This window comes from Candidatus Saccharibacteria bacterium (assembly GCA_016432585.1).
Classification (GTDB): domain Bacteria; phylum Patescibacteriota; class Saccharimonadia; order Saccharimonadales; family Saccharimonadaceae.
In genome coordinates this window covers 377,372-393,426 of the sequence record CP066696.1, presented here as the reverse complement: position 1 = coordinate 393,426, position 16,055 = coordinate 377,372, and the positions used below count along the sequence as shown (strand labels likewise).

Below are 16,055 nucleotides of genomic sequence, written 5' to 3'. Positions count from 1 at the left end.
ATAGTATATCAAATCGTCACATCTATTTCGAGGCTGAACTGTCGGGGCTAGATGGTGTAAAATAATCATCTTCCTTGATTGTCGTGGCATGCCACACGCCAAGCGCCTGGCCAATTGGCAAGATATCCGAATAGCCAACAAAATCTGCCGCACGACGTAGTAGCGACCCCAAACGTCCATACAAAAATATAAACTTCCACTCAAACGCCGCCCAGCCCTCACCAACGGGCACAACAACAGGAGGTTTTACTGCGTGATATTCTTTTGGCTTGCGTTTCTTTTGTTGGCGCAAGATATTTCGTGCAACAAAAATCGCATCATGCAGGGCAGTTTGCGCCAGTCCCGTGTACGGTGTTGCCGCGTTATCACCAATCACGTAAACATCTTTAGCAGCAAGCATGTGCTGGTTTACTTCTACGCGGCCATTGGGCGCAAGCTTAAAATGGTCACTATTTTCCTTGTAGAATGGGTGGTTCATAACACCCGATGTCCATATTACCGTATGACTTTTTATCGATTTATTGCCAATAAAAATCTCGTCGTCGTCTTCGGCCTTAACGGTCGTTCCCACAAGCACGTTCACCCCGAGCCTCTTTAGGCGCTCAGTAACTTTTTGGCTCGTCCTCTCGGACATGCGCGGCAGCACCCTAGGCGCCGCTTCAATCAACGTCACGCGCATAGCTCTGTCTTTTACGCCATATCTATGACAAAGTTGCTTCAAATAAGTGCCCAGCGCTCCAGCAAGCTCAACACCCGTAGGACCGGCCCCAATAACAACATAATGCTTATCGAGCGTATGATGTTCGGCAATATCAGTATAGATACGGTGTTTTAGGCGCTTAATTTCATCTGCTGATTTTATTCCATACGAATACGTGTCGAGCCCTTTTATGCCAAAGTACGTCGTTACAACACCCAGCGCCATAATACATTTATCGTAATCGTATATTTGCCCCGACTTGCCAGTGACATTTTTCTTAGCTGGGTCGATCGCCACGACCGTATCAATATGAACGTGAATATTCATTTTGCCAGCAAAAATCTCGCCTAGCGGCACCCACGATTCAAGATGGCTATAGCCTGTTGCTGCGCTATACAGCGCGGGATAATACTGAAAATCCGGTTTATCTGTTATGAGCGTTATTGTGTTTTTGCGATTTTTCGACAACTCTAAAGCCGCCTTAACGCCGCCAAACCCACCGCCAACAATTGTAATATTCATGTGGTATGGCTCCTTATTCTGACATTAGCTATAGTGACTGCTCGACGCGCGCGCAGCCAATTTACTGCGAGCCGCCATAATTGCAACTGTCACTATGCTCAAATAAATCACGCCTGAAATACATGCCTGAACCATATGCGCAGGTGCAGATACAACAAGATATATGCCGCTCGTAAGTGTTAGTGCGGCCGAAATGTACGCACCCCTAAGACTTCGCACAGAAGGTGAAATAAAAGCAAATGTCGCAAGGCCGATGCTCGCGAGAGCTATAACGATATGTGTTATAAGTATCATAATTGAAAGTATACCACTTATGGCAACCAGGCGTCCACAGAGATTAACCCGCAAAATACCAATAAGATCACTAGCGAGAAATGGAACATTCTCCTGGCCCACTCGTCGGCATGTTTTGCCTTAAGGCCCTGAAACGCAAGGCCAATCCAATACCCACCTAGCGCCGCCATAACGATAAGATACGTCGAACCAGCATAACCAAGAATAGCCAGTAGCAAACTTGCAACAACAAACATAACAGTGTACGCAATGATTTGATGCTTCGTACTCTCAACACCATTCATAACAGATATCACAGGAACGCCAGCTTTTTGGTATTCCTTTCGTCGATAAATCGCAATCGAATAAAATTCGGGCATTTGCCACAAAAACAAAATTGCAAAAACAATAAACGCACCGACATCGATCGCGCCAGTTGCAGCACAATATCCCGCTAAAATAGGCATCGCACCCGATATACTACCCACTAGCGTACCGTGAACAGAAAGTCGCTTCGAAAGCATGCCGTACAGCACCACATAATCAACAAACCCAATTACCCCAATTGCTACTACAAGCGGATTCGTATAGGCAATTAAAATCGCAAGCCCAAGTATGCCAAGTACGATTGAAAAAATAACCGCATTGCGGCCCGAGACTTCCCCACTAACAATCGCGCGCTTTTTTGTCCGTGCCATAACTTTATCGATATCCTGATCGAGGTAGTTATTGAGCACACACGCCGAGGCAATGACCAATGTTGACCCAACACAAAGCGCCAAGAAAAGCCACCACTCTATCACCCCTCGACTGGCAAGCAAGTATCCTGCGGCCGCTGTTATGGCATTACCATATAAAACTCCTGGCTTCGTAAGTGAATAATACGTTTTTATGGTAGACATTGCTAAAATCCTTTACTACTTTCTTTGAGCATATGTTCGTTCATCTGGTCGGGCGTCATCATGTTGTAGTTGAGGTTTTCCATAATCCACAACGAGCCAATAACGATGATAAGAAGAACGATCAACATAAAGTAGAACGATGCAACGTTCCATCGCGATTTCTTATCACGCCCGAGGTGCAAAAAGAACACTAACTGCACCATCAGCTGCACCGCGGCGAGCCCCATAATCACCCACGCTGCCATATTTCCCGAAAGAAGCTCCATGGTGACAATAAAATAGGCCAGTAGTGTCAAGGTAATAGCGGATAAAAATCCGATAACATACGGCATAACTGTCGCCGAGTGAAACTCTGTTTTTTGCATAGGCTGTTTCATTATAGTACCCCCATCAGATAGACAATCGTGAAGATAAATATCCAAATAACATCAAGGAAGTGCCAGAACAGACCGAAGAGACCCAGTCGCCGCACAACGCCATCGGTTAAGCCTCTGCGCTTTATTTGCCATACCAACACACCGATCCAAAGCAAGCCAATAGCAATATGAAGTCCGTGCGTTCCCACTAGCGTAAAGAATGCAGACAAGAACGCACTCGACCACCATCCATGACCTTCGGCCGCCAAAGTCGCGAACTCGCTAAGCTCCATGCCGAGGAATGCAGCACCTAAAAGAAATGTCGCTATCAAGCCACCGATAACATGACTCTTTCTTCCTACTCGAACGGCAAGCATTGTCAATCCGCACACAAAGCTACTCGTCAGTAACAACAAAGTTTCAACCAGCACAAACTGTAAATCGAATAGTTCGTGACTACCTGGCCCGCCAAATGTGCCACGCTGCAAAACAATATATGTCGCGAACAAACTTGCGAATAAAATGCAGTCCGTCATTAGGTATATCCAAAAACCTAACGACTTAATTTCTTGCTGAGCTTGGGATTCTGCTACCGCCTCAGATATCTTCATGTTTTTACTCATACCACCGCCTCTCGCTGGTTCATCGTATCCAGCCTTTTTAGTTCGGAAGCAGATAAAATGTAGTCCACCTCGTCATCAGACGAGCGAGCGATAACACAGATAATAACACCGACAATCCCTACAATCGCCAACCACCATATATGCCACACGATTCCAAAGCCAAAGATAAATGCCAGCATGCCAATAATAAACCCAAGCCCACTATTTTTAGGAAGCGTTATATCTTCGTATCGCCTCTTTTCGGGTTTTTTACCTTCAGCTAAGGCGCGCTTTGACTCCCAAAACTGATCCCTATCGTGCACTTGCGGAGTTATAGCATAGTTGTAAAATGGCGCTGGCGATGGCACCGACCACTCAAGAGTGCGCCCGTTCCATGGGTCGTTTCCGATACGATTCTTTTTACGCTGCCAAATACTTACTACTAATTGCAGCAGTTGCAGTGCGACACCAAGCGCAATAATCATAACGCCAAGGCCCGCAACAATAAACAGAATCTGCCAGCCACCATTGTCGTAATGATCGAGGCGCCTGGTTGCCCCCATAAGACCAAGCACATATAGCGGCAAAAACGCCACCATAAAGCCAACGATCCAGCAGTATACCGCATATTTTCCTAGCCGTTCGTTTAGCGTAAACCCAAATATCTTCGGGAACCAGTACGTCAGCCCGGCAAAGAATCCGAAAACCACTCCGCCAATAATCACATTATGAAAATGCGCAACCAAGAATAAACTGTTGTGAACCTGAAAATCAATCGCGGGCACAGCCATAAGTACACCACTTACTCCACCCAGCGTAAAGGTAATAACAAAGCCCAAGAACCACAGCATCGGCGTCTTAAACCGAATACGTCCACCATACATTGTAAACAGCCAGTTAAATACTTTCACGCCAGTAGGAATGGCGATCACCATTGTCATTATGCCAAAGAACGCGTTAACATTGGCACCCGCCCCCATGGTAAAGAAGTGGTGAAGCCACACAATAAACGACAGGAACATAATCGCAAATAGCGCACCAACCATAGTTTTATAGCCAAACAATTTCTTTTGTGAAAATGTCGCCACGATCTCCGAAAAGATACCAAAAGCTGGTAGCACCAAAATATAGACTTCTGGGTGACCCCATGCCCATATCAGGTTAATATACATCATTGGGTTGCCACCAAAGTCGGAGGTAAAGAAGTGCATTCCCATAAGCCTGTCTAGCGACAACATGCCAAGCGTTGCAGTAAGAATAGGAAACGCGAATATAATAAGGACCGTCGTTACCAAAACGCTCCACGCAAAAATCGGCATTTTCATAAGTGTCATGCCAGGTGCACGCTTTTTAAGAATTGTCACAAGAAAGTTAATTCCTGAAAGCAGGCTTCCCACTCCAGCAATCTGAAGTGCCCAAATCCAATAATCGACACCTACCCCTGGACTATATGCCAGCTCGGTAAGTGGAGGATATCCTAGCCATCCGCCACCCGAAAAACCACCGACAATAAGCGACATATTAACAAGAATCATTCCTGCGGCGAACAGCCAAAAACTTACCGAGTTAAGAAACGGAAACGCAACGTCGCGAGCGCCCAACATAAGAGGTAGCACAAGGTTAATAAGCCCAAACATCAGCCCCATCGCCACAAAGAAAATCATTATTGTGCCGTGTGCTGAAAATACCTGCTGAAACGTGTCGGAATCAATTATTCCATTCGCATCACCGCTGGCAAGCGCCTGCTGAGCACGCATCATCGCGGCGTCGGCAAGACCACGAAGCAACATAATAATCGCTACAATCGCGTACATAATCCCGATTTTTTTAGCGTCGAGCGTCGTTAACCATTCTTTCCATAGCCATGTCCAACGTTTAAAGTAGAAAAGTGCCGCCACAATAAGAAGCACGGCACCCACCATAGAAATAGCGCCACCTTGCGTAATAAGATCTTTCGGAAACGCGTCTAAACTAAACCTGCCAATAAACGCTTCCATTACATTCCCTCCATGTCCATGTGATTTGTGTGTATCATTTCAGAATTATCCGGTATATCATGCTGTTGATTTTCTTGTGGAGTGTCTTCAGTTGGGTGCGGATTACCAGCACCTGGCGTCATGTACTTCATAACAATCTTATCGTAAAGGCCACTATCACCCAACTTATAGTACAAGGGCGCAGAGATTGAATTCGGCTTCGCCAACACTTCATACGACGCGTAGGTTATATCGCTAGATGTCTGCTTGATATGATCAACCCAAAGATCAAAACCTTCGTGCGAAATTGATTCAGCCGAGAACTTCATGTCAGCAAAACCATCACCACTAATGTTAGCCGAGTAGCCCTCGTACTCGCCCTTTGCATTTGCTATAAGGTGTAGTTTGGTCGACATGCCGCTCATTGCATATACCTGACTGCCCAGGCTCGGAATCCAAAAAGAGTTCATTGGCGCATCCGATGTAAGCGTAAAGTTAACCGGTGTCTTTTCGGGAAATACCAGTTTATTCACGCTTGCGACGTCGTATTCAGGGTAAATAAATAGCCATTTCCACTGCAGAGCAACAACTTGCACCTCTACTGGCTTTTCGTTGCTTTGAATAGGTTTATAAGGGTCAAGTTCGTGACTTGTCTGCCATGTAATAACGCTAAGCACCGCAATAATAACACACGGAATCCCCCACCAAAGCATTTCTAGCCACTTATTACCCGCCCAGTCTGGGCGATATTTTGCTTTTTTATTGCCTTCGCGGTATTTCCACGAAAACAACGCAAGCATAGTAAATACAGGCACGACCACAACTAGGGCGAGTAGCACTGTGAATATCATAAGATTGCGCTGCTTGTCGGCAATCTCACCTTGTGGATTTAGGACGGCAACATTATAGTTCTGGAAAAAAAGAATCGAGGCGACAATACATGCGGTAATAATAAGTAGGACTGCCGCAATTTTTACTGTATTTCGCACACTGCTCCTTTCAAAGCATAAGCATATAGCTGATACCTCAATAATACACGGTTCGTCGCAGTAAATAAACTGTCAAATCGTCTACTAAACGACTTTTGCCCCTACTGCAGCGACAACCGTTGCGGCAATCTCATCGGTGACAGAGGTCACATCTTCACTCTTAAGCGTTCGATCATTCGCAGTCAATTTAATACGAATAGTAACATTCTTAGTCGCCGCGCCTTCTGCTTGATAGATATCAATCGGTGTAATTTCGCTCGCAAGATCAGTCTTTGCCAGCGCACCACGGACAGCATCAACCACCTGCTGGTAATGGATATCGTTGCTTACCTGGAAGCACATATCACGCTCAGAGCTAGGATACTTACTAAGGGGCTTGTAGGCACTTGTTAATTTTTGAATTGCCTCAAGCAGCGGCACTGAACCTATTTCGAAACCGGCTGAATACTCAGGAAGCTTGAAAGAGCGCGCGACCGACTTTTTGTATTCACCCACAATACCTATAAATGTATCGGTTTTGCGATCAGTTACCATTGCCGCGCGGCGATATTCAAACGGCGCCGTCACTGGATAGTTAGGGTCGGCATCTATCGGCGAATACATCAAATCAAGCCCTAGAGACTCACCTAAGTAAGCAAGCATTTTCTTTGCTTTATAGTATGCCGCACCAGATTCATTATTCTTGCTTGCGAGAGTCAGCGCAACCATATCGATTTCACCAGGAACTCCTTCGTCGGTCAGGCCGTGCTGCTTTGGGTGTACTTTGTTAATTTCGAATAATGCAAAACTATCAAATCCCTGCCGCACGTTACCATGCACAGCACTAAGAAGGCTCGGGGTTAAAGTTTGGCGATAGTATTGAAGATCGGGACTAATTGAGTTAGTAATTCGGTATGAGCCGTCGGCGTTCTGCCCTGCTTTTTCAAGCAAGTCACCATGAACAAAACTGTACGTTAGCACTTCATTTGCACCCGCGCGAACAAGCGCGCGGCGAATATCTGCCCGGACAATATCAAACTTGCTTGGGCGCACGGCCGTAAAGTCACGTTTTGGAAGTGTTGGCGTAATTGAATCAAATCCATTCAAACGGCCAATTTCCTCAATGATATCTTCTGCTATGTGAATATCCGAACGCCAGTACGGTGCAGTAAATACCATGGCACCATCTTCGTTCGTAACATCAAATTCTACGCGGCGCATCGTCTCGGCCGCTTCGTCGGCAGTAAGCTCGGTTCCAAGAACAGCGTTAATACGTTCAATAGAGATCGAGACTTTTACAGGATCGGCCTTGCCGGGGTAGCTTTCTACGATAGCACTAGCGAGCGTTGCATTGGCATGTTTGCCCATAAGCTCGATCGCCTGAATAAGAACGGGCGCCGTAAGTTCCGCTGGTTGGCCTTTTGTAAACCTTGTAATTGCTTCGCTAAAAATACCGTGTCGCATTTGCGTTGCGCGGAGATTATAAAGATTAAATGTCGCGCTTTCCAAAAAGATGTTCGTTGTTGAATCATCGATCTCGGTGTCGGCGCCACCCATTGCACCAGCTAACGCGACTGGCGTTTCGCCGTTGGCAATAACAATATCCGACTCGTCGAGTTCTATCGTGCGTCCGTCGAGCAGCTTCAATGTGTCACCTTTTCGTCCGCCACGAACATGAATATCAATTTTTCCGTCGTTTACAGCGGCAAGCTTGTCGTAATCAAAAGCGTGAAGCGGCTGCCCGGAAGCCAGCATAAGATAATTCGTAACATCAACAACAGCGCTAATTGGCCGCACGCCAACACGCGCAAGGTAGGTCTGAACCGCGAGCGGCGACTTTGCGCCACCATTTACATTTCGCAAAAGAACACCCTGATAGCGCTGAGAAACTTCTGGGTTATCGATTGTTACCTTCATTTCTGGGGCATCGTTAAAATCGCCAGCATAGGAAGAATCGCCAGCAAGCCATTGAGGTGTCGTAAACGCATTCCCTTGAATCGCAGCAATTTCGCGCGCAAACCCAACCACACCAAAAGCGTCTGGCCTGTGTGTCAGTGATTTGTTTTCAATATCTAAAAGATAGTCATTAAGTTCGTATACATCGGCAAACGGCGTCCCCGGCTTAACCTCTACATCTATCTCTAAAATCCCATCGTGCTCATCGAAAAGATCAAGTTCGCGTGCGCTCGCAATCATTCCGTTGCTCATAACGCCGCGCAGCTTGCGTGCGTCTAAAATAAATTGGTCATCACTACCATAAGTTTCGGGTACGATAGTTTTTGGCGGAAGCCATGCAACAAGCAAACCTTCGCGAACATTCGGAGCGCCACAAACAACCTGAACGTAGCCGTTTTCGTCGCGTTCAATATCTTGCACCACACCGCCATCATCGAGCTTTGTCACATTTAAATGATCACTGCCTTCTAGGGGCTTCGCTTCCACTACACGCGCAACAACCACGCCCGAATATTTCGCCCCAAGATCAACAACTTCCTCAATTTCAACAAGCCGTGCGCCAATGCGCGTTGCAAGCTCGTCAATCGAAAGTGAAATATCTGTATACTCTTTTAGCCAGTTAGTCGAAATAATCATGCGAATTTCCTCAAAAATTGTAGTTTAGCCGATTCAAAATGACGCAGGTCTTCAATGCCGTATTTCAACATAACCAGACGCTCGATACCGCCACCCCATGCAAATCCACGATATTTTTCTGGGTCAATATCAGCGGCGCGAAGTACGTTCGGGTGAATCATTCCGCACCCAAGCATTTCTAGCCATTCGCCCGGTTTTCCACCAAGAGCCGCTGGCTTTTCGATAGCAAACTCAAGGCCAGGCTCGACGAACGGAAAATACGCAGGCTGTGTTTTAATCTTTAGTTTTTGACCATAATATACTTCGAAAAAGCTTCGCAGCGTTCCAAGCATCTGACCAAGGTTGGCGTCGCTCGACACAAAAACACCCTCACACTGATAGAACGTATGTTCGTGCGTCGCATCGACATCTTCGTTGCGGAACACGCGGCCATAGCTTACCGCCGCAATCTGACCGCCGGCTTCTAGTTTTGCGCGGCCGTCTTTTAAAATACGATTCTGCATGGTGCTGGTATGCGCAGGTGGAATAAAGCCTTCTTCGGTTCGGAATGTATCGTAGCCATCGCGCGCTGGGTGATTTTCGGGAAAGTTAAGTGCACCAAACATATGGTGGTCGTCGTCGATTTGGCGAGATTCGATTGCCTCAAAACCCATACGTGTAAAAATATCGACAACGTTTTCAAGCTCTCGTGTTAGCGGGTGCTGCGAACCTTGTTCAGTTGGAAACAAGGCCAGTTCTGCACCGTTTATATCCCACGGCGCCGTTACATCGAGCGGCTCAATAGAAACGTCTTCGAGTTCCGTTTCGCGTATAATAACAGCAGCTTCAAGTGCGACTTTAAGATCGTTCACCGCCTTGCCAAACGCACCGCGCTCGTTTGGCGCAAGCGTAGGAATAACTCCGTAGAGTTTTTTAATTTCATCGCTCTTCAAAATTTCTCGCGGTTGGTCGGATGTGGTAATGCGCCCGAGTAACTCTGCGCGCAGTTGATCGATATTTTCCATAACTATCCTCTAGTATACGGTATATCCAAGGGAAAAATCGAGAGAAAAATTATTTAGTCGAAAGAACGATAAAAAATACCAGCGCGCCTACGGCAAAAAGCGCAATAACAATCCAAAGCCATGCCAGGCTAGTTGTCACTTTTGTGTCTTTTAAGTACGCAGAATCTGTAATACCGTCGGGCAATTCCTGATCCATCTCGGCACGCTTTTTTGCCTTTTCGCGGAGTTCGGCCGCCAGACGTTCTTGTAATTGTGATCGATTATCGTTTTGTTTAATAAATAATGCCATGTCCTTAGTATAGCACTCGTGTTTATTCTCAGAAATATATGGTATACTTACCCTATATTTCACTATAAGGAGGGAAATAATGGCTACCAAAAAAGCTGCTTCGGCCGCGAAAAAAAATGGTTCTAAAAAACCAGTCGCAGCGAAGCAAACGACAACAAAAGTAACAACAGTAAAAGCTGTTGAATCACGACCTGCAATGCAGGAGGCAGCAACCAGCAAGCGATCTGTCAGATTCAGCCTTAGCCGAACACCACTTGTTGCAGCATTGATTGCCGAATTTATCGGTACGTTCATTTTTGCCGCAACAATCGTCGCCGGACAAGGTCAGCCAATCCTGGTATTCTTCGCCCTCGTGGGTGTTGTACTCGCCGTTGGTGCAATCTCTGGTGCATATGTTAACCCAGCACTCGTGCTTGGTGCATGGATCACTCGCCGCATGAATGGCGTTCGTGCAATCGCCTACATCGTAGCCCAAGTACTTGGTGCGATGCTTGCGCTCGTTGTACTAAACGCATATGTCAACGCAGCTCCTGCAGCTTCGTCAACCGACATCTACAGCGGTGCAGCAGAACTCTTCAAGGTAGCGGCGCTTCCTGAGGGCAAAGAATGGTACGTATTCTTCGCAGAGTTCATTGGTGCGATGATCTTCGGATTTGCCGTCGCCGGTGCAACCCGCGAAAAGAAAGAACGCACAGCAGCAGCCTTCACAAGCGGACTTGGTGTATTCCTCGGTCTTATGATCGCTGGATCAGCAGCAGTATTCGTTGGCGCAAACGCTATCCTTAACCCTGCAGTTGCTATTTCACTACAGGCGCTCAGCTTCAACACATGGCCAATCATGGTATATGTCGTTGGTGCAAGCCTTGGTGCTATCGGTGGATTTATCCTTTACGATATGCTCCGCGGTGAAGAAAAAGCCTAATAGGTTTTACCAAAATAAAAAACCCGCTCTTGGTAGCGGGGTTTTATTTTTCTATTCGTCCCGTTGTGGTCTATCTAGTAATTGCGGCGCCACCGACGGATCGTTGCCAGCGATCTTTATAATATCTTTGTCGACTTTACCTAGCTCTTTGTGAGCGGCGTTGTAGTGATTCACCGTTGTACTTAGCGCAGTACCAAGCTTTTGCATATATTCTTCGAACTTTCCGATATGTAACCCAAGCTTACCAACACGTATTTGAATATCCTTCGCCTGCTCTTCAATCTGCAAGCTACGAAGCCCCTGTAAAACAGTCTGCAGATACGCCATAAAGCTCGTAGGGCTTACGATAATCACATGCTTATCACGGAATGCGTATTCAATAAGGTCACGTGAACTACCGCCTGTTCCGACATTATTAATAAGCAAATCGTAATACAAAGATTCGCTAGGAATAAACATAAATGCAAAGTCCATTGTATTTTCACTTGGGCGAATATACTTACTTGTTTCGTCAATCCGACCTTTAAGATCCATTTTGACTTTCATCATTAAGCGGTCGCGCTCCGTCTTGTCGGTCGCCTCAATCATGCGGTTATAGTTTTCAAGACTAAACTTGCTATCAACTGCAAGCACCTGCTTGCGCTCAAGAAAGATCGCCGCATCAACAATCTCGCCGTCGTTAAATTTATATTGCATCTGAAACTGACCCGGTGGCAGTACGTTTTCAAGAACAGACTGTAAATAGTATTCACCAAAAACACCGCGCTGCTTTGGATTTTGCAGCACATTTTGCAGCGTCTTCAGCTCATCGGCCACATCAACAACCCGGCGGTTCGTTTCGTCGAGTTTTGCAAGGCGCTGCGTTACATCTGCAACTAGTTTTGCACTTTCACTTAGTTGCTTTTGCATCGAGCCTTGCATAGCAAGATTTCCGCGATCGAGCTTATCGCCCATATTCTGCTGCAGCAGCGCGATACTTCGCGTTAGCTCGGTGACATCAGACTTCACCATCTCAACAGCACCTGCGTTTTTTAGCTCACCCAGACGTCGGTTCAACATAGCGATCACCAAGCCAAAGCCAACAATAATAACAATCAACACGATAAAAAGAAAGGTTTGTTCCATACCCCAAGTATAGCACTAGGAGTTGAATATAAAGCGCACTGCAGCAATGATAACCACAAGTATTATTAGAACAGCGATGAACGATCGAATACGTGCAACCCATGCAAAAAACGCATAAGAAATGGCATAAAGAAGTGCGATACTCAACCCTACCATATACCACTGCATACCCGCCGTTAGTGCAACAATACCCCAAAGTGCAACCAATGTCGCGAGCGCCACAAGAAGCGGTCTAAAGACGCGCAGACGCATAAGGCCGAACAACCCCAAGCCTGTTGCTAAAATCGCAGCCGATGCTTCAGCATAGCTACCAACAGAACAGCCGAGCGTCTGATCACCCTGACACATAATTGCCCTTAGGATATACGCGTCTAACACGAACGCCAAGCCCCACACCGCCAGACCTACAATTAGCCCTAATAGAAGTGTTTGAAGTAATTGACTTGTCGCCATAGGGACAAGTGCTGACTGATTTTCAACCTGATCGTTTTCCATAAACCCTCGCTTACTCGTTGTCGTAGTCTATTGTACAGAGTCTTTGCGTTTTTTGCGAGTGATTGGTGTAATATTTTTATCACGTTGAAGATACCAGACTACCCCTGTGCAAGCAACCAAAATACCCGCAATAACATCAAGCGGTGTATGAACAAGCGCTAAAACGCGGCCAATACACACAAGAACCGTAAGGGCGGCGAGAATTATTGTCAGTTTTTTACTTCTCGTCTCAAACCAAACCGCCAATGTTAAAAACGCCGTAAACAACGCATGATCAGATGGAAATCCTGGATTATCAAGATATGAAGCCCCTGGCATAACCCCAAGTATCTCGAACGGACGCTCGCCGCTTGGCTGATATATAGAACCCAGTAACTTAGCGATTAAATACGCTGTAAGTCCAGCCATAACAATTCGCACATATGCCTCAAACCGTTTGCCCCGAGGGACCATAAAAAGCAACGCAAACCCTGCAATTGCTATAATTGGAATAATTGCGCCATCAGCAAGAAGCTTTATGATTGTTTGCGCGGTCATACAGTCAGTATACAGGGCCTAGAGCAGCTGGCGCAACTAGCTAAGCCGCGAACTCCTCGCCATAACAAACCGCTCAATCCGACTGGCCGACCACCCGCGATTATGAAGTTCGTCTTTTAGTTTGCTGAATAGGGCGAATCTAAACGCGCGTACACTTGTAAATCCGCTCCGCCGCACTATTTCGTCAAACGGCATCTGTTTTTGCATACTTCGCAGAACATGAGACTTTATGCCCAACACTTCCGCGCGCAGCTCGCCCTTTCGGTCGTGACGCTGCAGCAAGCGATCAAACTGCGACTCTTGGCGGCGACTGCGTGGCATTCCCGTTATACCGGGAACCGCGGCAGCAACTGCCGTCACGAGCAACAGCGACGCAACGGTTTTGGTTGGTATTCTCATGGCAACCCCCTTATAAGCGGATTTTAGATACTTCGCTTATGCTTTTAGTATAGGTCGTGAAAATATGTGAAAAACTTGTTATTTATACAACGAATAGCAAGCCTGCTACGATTCACCTAAAATATTTCTTGTCAAAAAATCACCATATTTTGGATTCCGTATGGCAGCCTCGAGCTCGGCAGAAATGCTAAACTTAGCATTTGTCTTTGAACCGCTACTAAGATTCCCTACATACTCCCATTTATCGTCGATTGCTGCAAATAGTAAGCGAACATTTTTTTCGCCCGAGAGAAGAAGAACGCTCAAGGCCTTTTTTCCCTCACGCTGCTCGGAACGCGTCACCTGAGCAAATGTTGGCACTGTGGTCTTCTTTGCATAAAGGCCGGTAAGCTGCTCAACCATAGCGTATTCGTCATCGATCGCTACTTTTGTGGCACATGCCAAAAGATGAGACGCTTTTACACCTTTAGTAACGGCAGTACCCGAGCTGACAAGCTGACAGACAGACTCATTACTTTCGTAGGTCATAAAGAATGGACCGGTTCCATCCGACGCCTGTTGTTCTACCGATTCCTTGTAGCCACTGGCGCTCATGAAAACCGTCGTTTCATCACGAATTAGCTGCACGTCGTCTTTATTCGCCTCTTTGGCAGTAAATATAGCGACGTGGGGCGTTGCTGTCACGACACTATATGCCTTACCTTCTTTTTTATAAATAACAGAGCCCGTTGAACTTTCTGTCTTTTGTCGCTGATAGTCCGAGCTTAAGCCCTGGATCGTACCTACAGTACCAAATGCGCCAACAGCTTCCTGCGCATTTAATTGTTTTTTGTTCTCAACGACAGGGCCTTCCTCTCTGGGCGCCACTGACTTTAAAAGAGCAACCACGCCAATACCAATCGCAACAGCCAGGACTGCTACGGCAACAATAATTCCTATTGTCTTAAGGCTATTTTTAAACATAGACTTCAATCTTTCCATTACGGGCTCACTACAATAACTTTATATGTTTCCGAGGTGTACGATGACGTAGAATAGGTTGTCTGACATCTGAACTTACCCCAGTATTCTACGTTCTTGTTACTGCTAGATGCATTCTCCCAGGAATCATTGTAACCCCAAGGATGTGGACCCCATGTGCCACCAAGCCAGTCCCTACTTCTAAACGTTGCGTTTACACGGTTCGTTCCACTGGGGCACGATCCAGACCAGTTAACAATCGCGTAAACGTTCGACTGCATCGATGACGGAGTCACCCATGTCGGTGCGGTAGGTGTGGCAATTGGACGAACCGTTGTCGCAATATTGCTTAGCGCCGTCGTGTTGCTTCCAGAGGTCTGTCCAAAACAACGCGCCTGAGCTTGGAACCCATACTGGTATCCCTGCGAGGCAGCCTCGGTGCGAGTGAGTCCCGTCCCCCAAGAGCTCCAACTTGACCATGACCCCATAGTTGCCGTTGCCGTACTTCGGTAACGAATCTGATATTGTGGCGTCCCCGAGCTACAGGTTACGGTACCCGTTGTGCCCACAGCATTCGTACCCGACATTGCCGCCGAAACAACCGGAGCCGCAGGAGGCGCCTGAATAGATGTCGTTATATCGGCCGTATTCGACCATGCACCATCACCCACACCAGTAACCGCAAGAACCCGGAAGTAGTAAGTAGAGCCCGGTGTCAACCCAGACGGACTAGCGGTTAAGGTTGCGGTTGTCGTTTGTACCATGTTTTGCGTAAATGCAGCATCGGTTGCACGCTGATAACGGTAACTTACTGCGCTAGCAACAGCCGTCCAGCTCAAGCTTGCCCCAGTTTCACCGTTCGCCGTCGCAGTAAGTGTCGGTGCAGATGTTGCCGATATCTGAACCGTGTGCTGCGCCAGCACTTCTTTTATGACACCCGTACCTTCCTCTCGGTATTGAATTTTAAACGTCAAACAAGCAGCGCCCGTATTACATGTCGTGCTTCCATCGCCTACATAGGCAAAGGTATCTGGCCCGCTTCCGGCAGTAAGAGGCAGACAGGTTATCGAGCTCGTTGTTCCAGCCTCGCTTTTAGGGGCAATAAGATTAGATTGGCTAATTCCGCCCAAGATATCCCGGCTTACAACATCACCACTTTGCGTCATGGCACTACAGCTAGGATATTCGCCGTTTTTCGTGTAGTAGTGCTCTAATGCATCGGCGATAACCGACACCTTTGATGATCTTTCGGAGTTTCGCGTATCTGCCTGCACCCTAGAATACATAACAACAGAGATAGTTGAGAGGATGGCAAGAATCACGACAACGATCGTTACTTCAACAATAGTAAAGCCACTTTTGTTTTTAATCATATGTACCTTTACTCTACTATGATGGTTGTGCTTACGTCAACGAAAAATGCATACGTTTTA

General features: G+C 46.7%; 17 protein-coding genes. 1 reads left to right on the top strand and 16 read right to left on the bottom strand.

Going from position 1 to position 16,055, the window contains the following annotated elements; genetic code table 11:
- Positions 1-22: 22 nt before the first annotated feature.
- From HZB75_02090 to HZB75_02045, 10 genes are all read right to left on the bottom strand, one after another.
- Positions 23-1,222 carry an FAD-dependent oxidoreductase gene (locus tag HZB75_02090; protein ID QQG51274.1) on the bottom strand — a complete coding sequence of 400 codons (1,200 nt, stop codon included), beginning with the start codon at positions 1,220-1,222 and terminating at the stop codon, positions 23-25.
- A gap of 24 nt (positions 1,223-1,246) precedes the next feature.
- Complete coding sequence (locus tag HZB75_02085) at positions 1,247-1,516, bottom strand: hypothetical protein (protein ID QQG51273.1); 270 nt, start codon at positions 1,514-1,516, stop codon at positions 1,247-1,249.
- A 17-nt stretch (positions 1,517-1,533) separates the two neighbouring features.
- On the bottom strand, positions 1,534-2,397 hold the full coding sequence (cyoE, locus tag HZB75_02080) for a protoheme IX farnesyltransferase (GenBank protein ID QQG51272.1): 864 nt from the start codon (positions 2,395-2,397) through the stop codon (positions 1,534-1,536).
- A 2-nt stretch (positions 2,398-2,399) separates the two neighbouring features.
- On the bottom strand, positions 2,400-2,762 hold the full coding sequence (cyoD, locus tag HZB75_02075; GenBank protein ID QQG51271.1) for a cytochrome o ubiquinol oxidase subunit IV: 363 nt from the start codon (positions 2,760-2,762) through the stop codon (positions 2,400-2,402).
- 11 nt (positions 2,763-2,773) lie between these two features.
- Positions 2,774-3,376, bottom strand: a complete 603-nt coding sequence (gene cyoC / locus HZB75_02070; protein ID QQG51270.1) for a cytochrome o ubiquinol oxidase subunit III — start codon at positions 3,374-3,376, stop codon at positions 2,774-2,776.
- Positions 3,373-5,352 carry a cytochrome o ubiquinol oxidase subunit I gene (gene cyoB / locus HZB75_02065; GenBank protein QQG51269.1) on the bottom strand — a complete coding sequence of 660 codons (1,980 nt, stop codon included), beginning with the start codon at positions 5,350-5,352 and terminating at the stop codon, positions 3,373-3,375. The genes cyoC and cyoB overlap by 4 nt, the downstream gene beginning before the upstream one ends.
- Complete coding sequence (gene cyoA, locus HZB75_02060) at positions 5,352-6,320, bottom strand: ubiquinol oxidase subunit II (GenBank protein QQG51268.1); 969 nt, start codon at positions 6,318-6,320, stop codon at positions 5,352-5,354. Before cyoA ends, cyoB begins: the two co-directional genes overlap by 1 nt.
- 84 nt (positions 6,321-6,404) lie before the next feature.
- Positions 6,405-8,891 carry a phenylalanine--tRNA ligase subunit beta gene (gene pheT, locus HZB75_02055; protein QQG51267.1) on the bottom strand — a complete coding sequence of 829 codons (2,487 nt, stop codon included), beginning with the start codon at positions 8,889-8,891 and terminating at the stop codon, positions 6,405-6,407.
- Complete coding sequence (gene pheS, locus HZB75_02050) at positions 8,888-9,895, bottom strand: phenylalanine--tRNA ligase subunit alpha (protein ID QQG51266.1); 1,008 nt, start codon at positions 9,893-9,895, stop codon at positions 8,888-8,890. The genes pheT and pheS overlap by 4 nt, the downstream gene beginning before the upstream one ends.
- A gap of 49 nt (positions 9,896-9,944) precedes the next feature.
- Positions 9,945-10,184 carry a hypothetical protein gene (locus tag HZB75_02045; GenBank protein QQG51265.1) on the bottom strand — a complete coding sequence of 80 codons (240 nt, stop codon included), beginning with the start codon at positions 10,182-10,184 and terminating at the stop codon, positions 9,945-9,947.
- A 79-nt stretch (positions 10,185-10,263) separates the two neighbouring features.
- Here HZB75_02045 and HZB75_02040 point away from each other — a divergent pair, with 79 nt between their 5' ends.
- On the top strand, positions 10,264-11,106 hold the full coding sequence (locus HZB75_02040; protein QQG51264.1) for an aquaporin: 843 nt from the start codon (positions 10,264-10,266) through the stop codon (positions 11,104-11,106).
- A gap of 51 nt (positions 11,107-11,157) precedes the next feature.
- Here HZB75_02040 and HZB75_02035 read toward each other — a convergent pair whose 3' ends face one another.
- From HZB75_02035 to HZB75_02010, 6 genes are all read right to left on the bottom strand, one after another.
- Entirely contained in the window at positions 11,158-12,231 is a 1,074-nt protein-coding gene (locus HZB75_02035; protein ID QQG51263.1) for a DNA recombination protein RmuC, read from the bottom strand.
- A 15-nt stretch (positions 12,232-12,246) separates the two neighbouring features.
- Positions 12,247-12,726, bottom strand: coding sequence for a hypothetical protein (locus HZB75_02030; protein QQG51262.1), 480 nt, complete (start codon positions 12,724-12,726; stop codon positions 12,247-12,249).
- A gap of 27 nt (positions 12,727-12,753) precedes the next feature.
- The gene (locus HZB75_02025) at positions 12,754-13,263 is read right to left on the bottom strand and encodes a phosphatase PAP2 family protein (GenBank protein QQG51261.1); all 510 of its coding nucleotides are present in this window, start codon (positions 13,261-13,263) and stop codon (positions 12,754-12,756) included.
- Positions 13,264-13,299: 36 nt separating this feature from the next.
- On the bottom strand, positions 13,300-13,662 hold the full coding sequence (locus HZB75_02020; GenBank protein QQG51260.1) for a hypothetical protein: 363 nt from the start codon (positions 13,660-13,662) through the stop codon (positions 13,300-13,302).
- 105 nt (positions 13,663-13,767) lie between these two features.
- On the bottom strand, positions 13,768-14,643 hold the full coding sequence (locus HZB75_02015) for a hypothetical protein (protein QQG51259.1): 876 nt from the start codon (positions 14,641-14,643) through the stop codon (positions 13,768-13,770).
- The gene (locus HZB75_02010; protein QQG51258.1) at positions 14,643-15,995 is read right to left on the bottom strand and encodes a fibronectin type III domain-containing protein; all 1,353 of its coding nucleotides are present in this window, start codon (positions 15,993-15,995) and stop codon (positions 14,643-14,645) included. The genes HZB75_02015 and HZB75_02010 overlap by 1 nt, the downstream gene beginning before the upstream one ends.
- Positions 15,996-16,055 lie beyond the last annotated feature (60 nt).

What these genes read in the sequence shown, in the direction of transcription:
- HZB75_02090 (QQG51274.1), bottom strand. Translation starts at nt 1,222, where the DNA reads ATGAATATTACAATTGTTGGCGGTGGGTTTGGCGGCGTTAAGGCGGCT.
- HZB75_02085 (QQG51273.1), bottom strand. Translation starts at nt 1,516, where the DNA reads ATGATACTTATAACACATATCGTTATAGCTCTCGCGAGCATCGGCCTT.
- cyoE (QQG51272.1), bottom strand. Translation starts at nt 2,397, where the DNA reads ATGTCTACCATAAAAACGTATTATTCACTTACGAAGCCAGGAGTTTTA.
- cyoD (QQG51271.1), bottom strand. Translation starts at nt 2,762, where the DNA reads ATGCAAAAAACAGAGTTTCACTCGGCGACAGTTATGCCGTATGTTATC.
- cyoC (QQG51270.1), bottom strand. Translation starts at nt 3,376, where the DNA reads ATGAGTAAAAACATGAAGATATCTGAGGCGGTAGCAGAATCCCAAGCT.
- cyoB (QQG51269.1), bottom strand. Translation starts at nt 5,352, where the DNA reads ATGGAAGCGTTTATTGGCAGGTTTAGTTTAGACGCGTTTCCGAAAGAT.
- pheT (QQG51267.1), bottom strand. Translation starts at nt 8,891, where the DNA reads ATGATTATTTCGACTAACTGGCTAAAAGAGTATACAGATATTTCACTT.
- pheS (QQG51266.1), bottom strand. Translation starts at nt 9,895, where the DNA reads ATGGAAAATATCGATCAACTGCGCGCAGAGTTACTCGGGCGCATTACC.
- HZB75_02045 (QQG51265.1), bottom strand. Translation starts at nt 10,184, where the DNA reads ATGGCATTATTTATTAAACAAAACGATAATCGATCACAATTACAAGAA.
- HZB75_02040 (QQG51264.1), top strand. Translation starts at nt 10,264, where the DNA reads ATGGCTACCAAAAAAGCTGCTTCGGCCGCGAAAAAAAATGGTTCTAAA.
- HZB75_02035 (QQG51263.1), bottom strand. Translation starts at nt 12,231, where the DNA reads ATGGAACAAACCTTTCTTTTTATCGTGTTGATTGTTATTATTGTTGGC.
- HZB75_02030 (QQG51262.1), bottom strand. Translation starts at nt 12,726, where the DNA reads ATGGAAAACGATCAGGTTGAAAATCAGTCAGCACTTGTCCCTATGGCG.
- HZB75_02025 (QQG51261.1), bottom strand. Translation starts at nt 13,263, where the DNA reads ATGACCGCGCAAACAATCATAAAGCTTCTTGCTGATGGCGCAATTATT.
- HZB75_02020 (QQG51260.1), bottom strand. Translation starts at nt 13,662, where the DNA reads ATGAGAATACCAACCAAAACCGTTGCGTCGCTGTTGCTCGTGACGGCA.
- HZB75_02015 (QQG51259.1), bottom strand. Translation starts at nt 14,643, where the DNA reads ATGGAAAGATTGAAGTCTATGTTTAAAAATAGCCTTAAGACAATAGGA.
- HZB75_02010 (QQG51258.1), bottom strand. Translation starts at nt 15,995, where the DNA reads ATGATTAAAAACAAAAGTGGCTTTACTATTGTTGAAGTAACGATCGTT.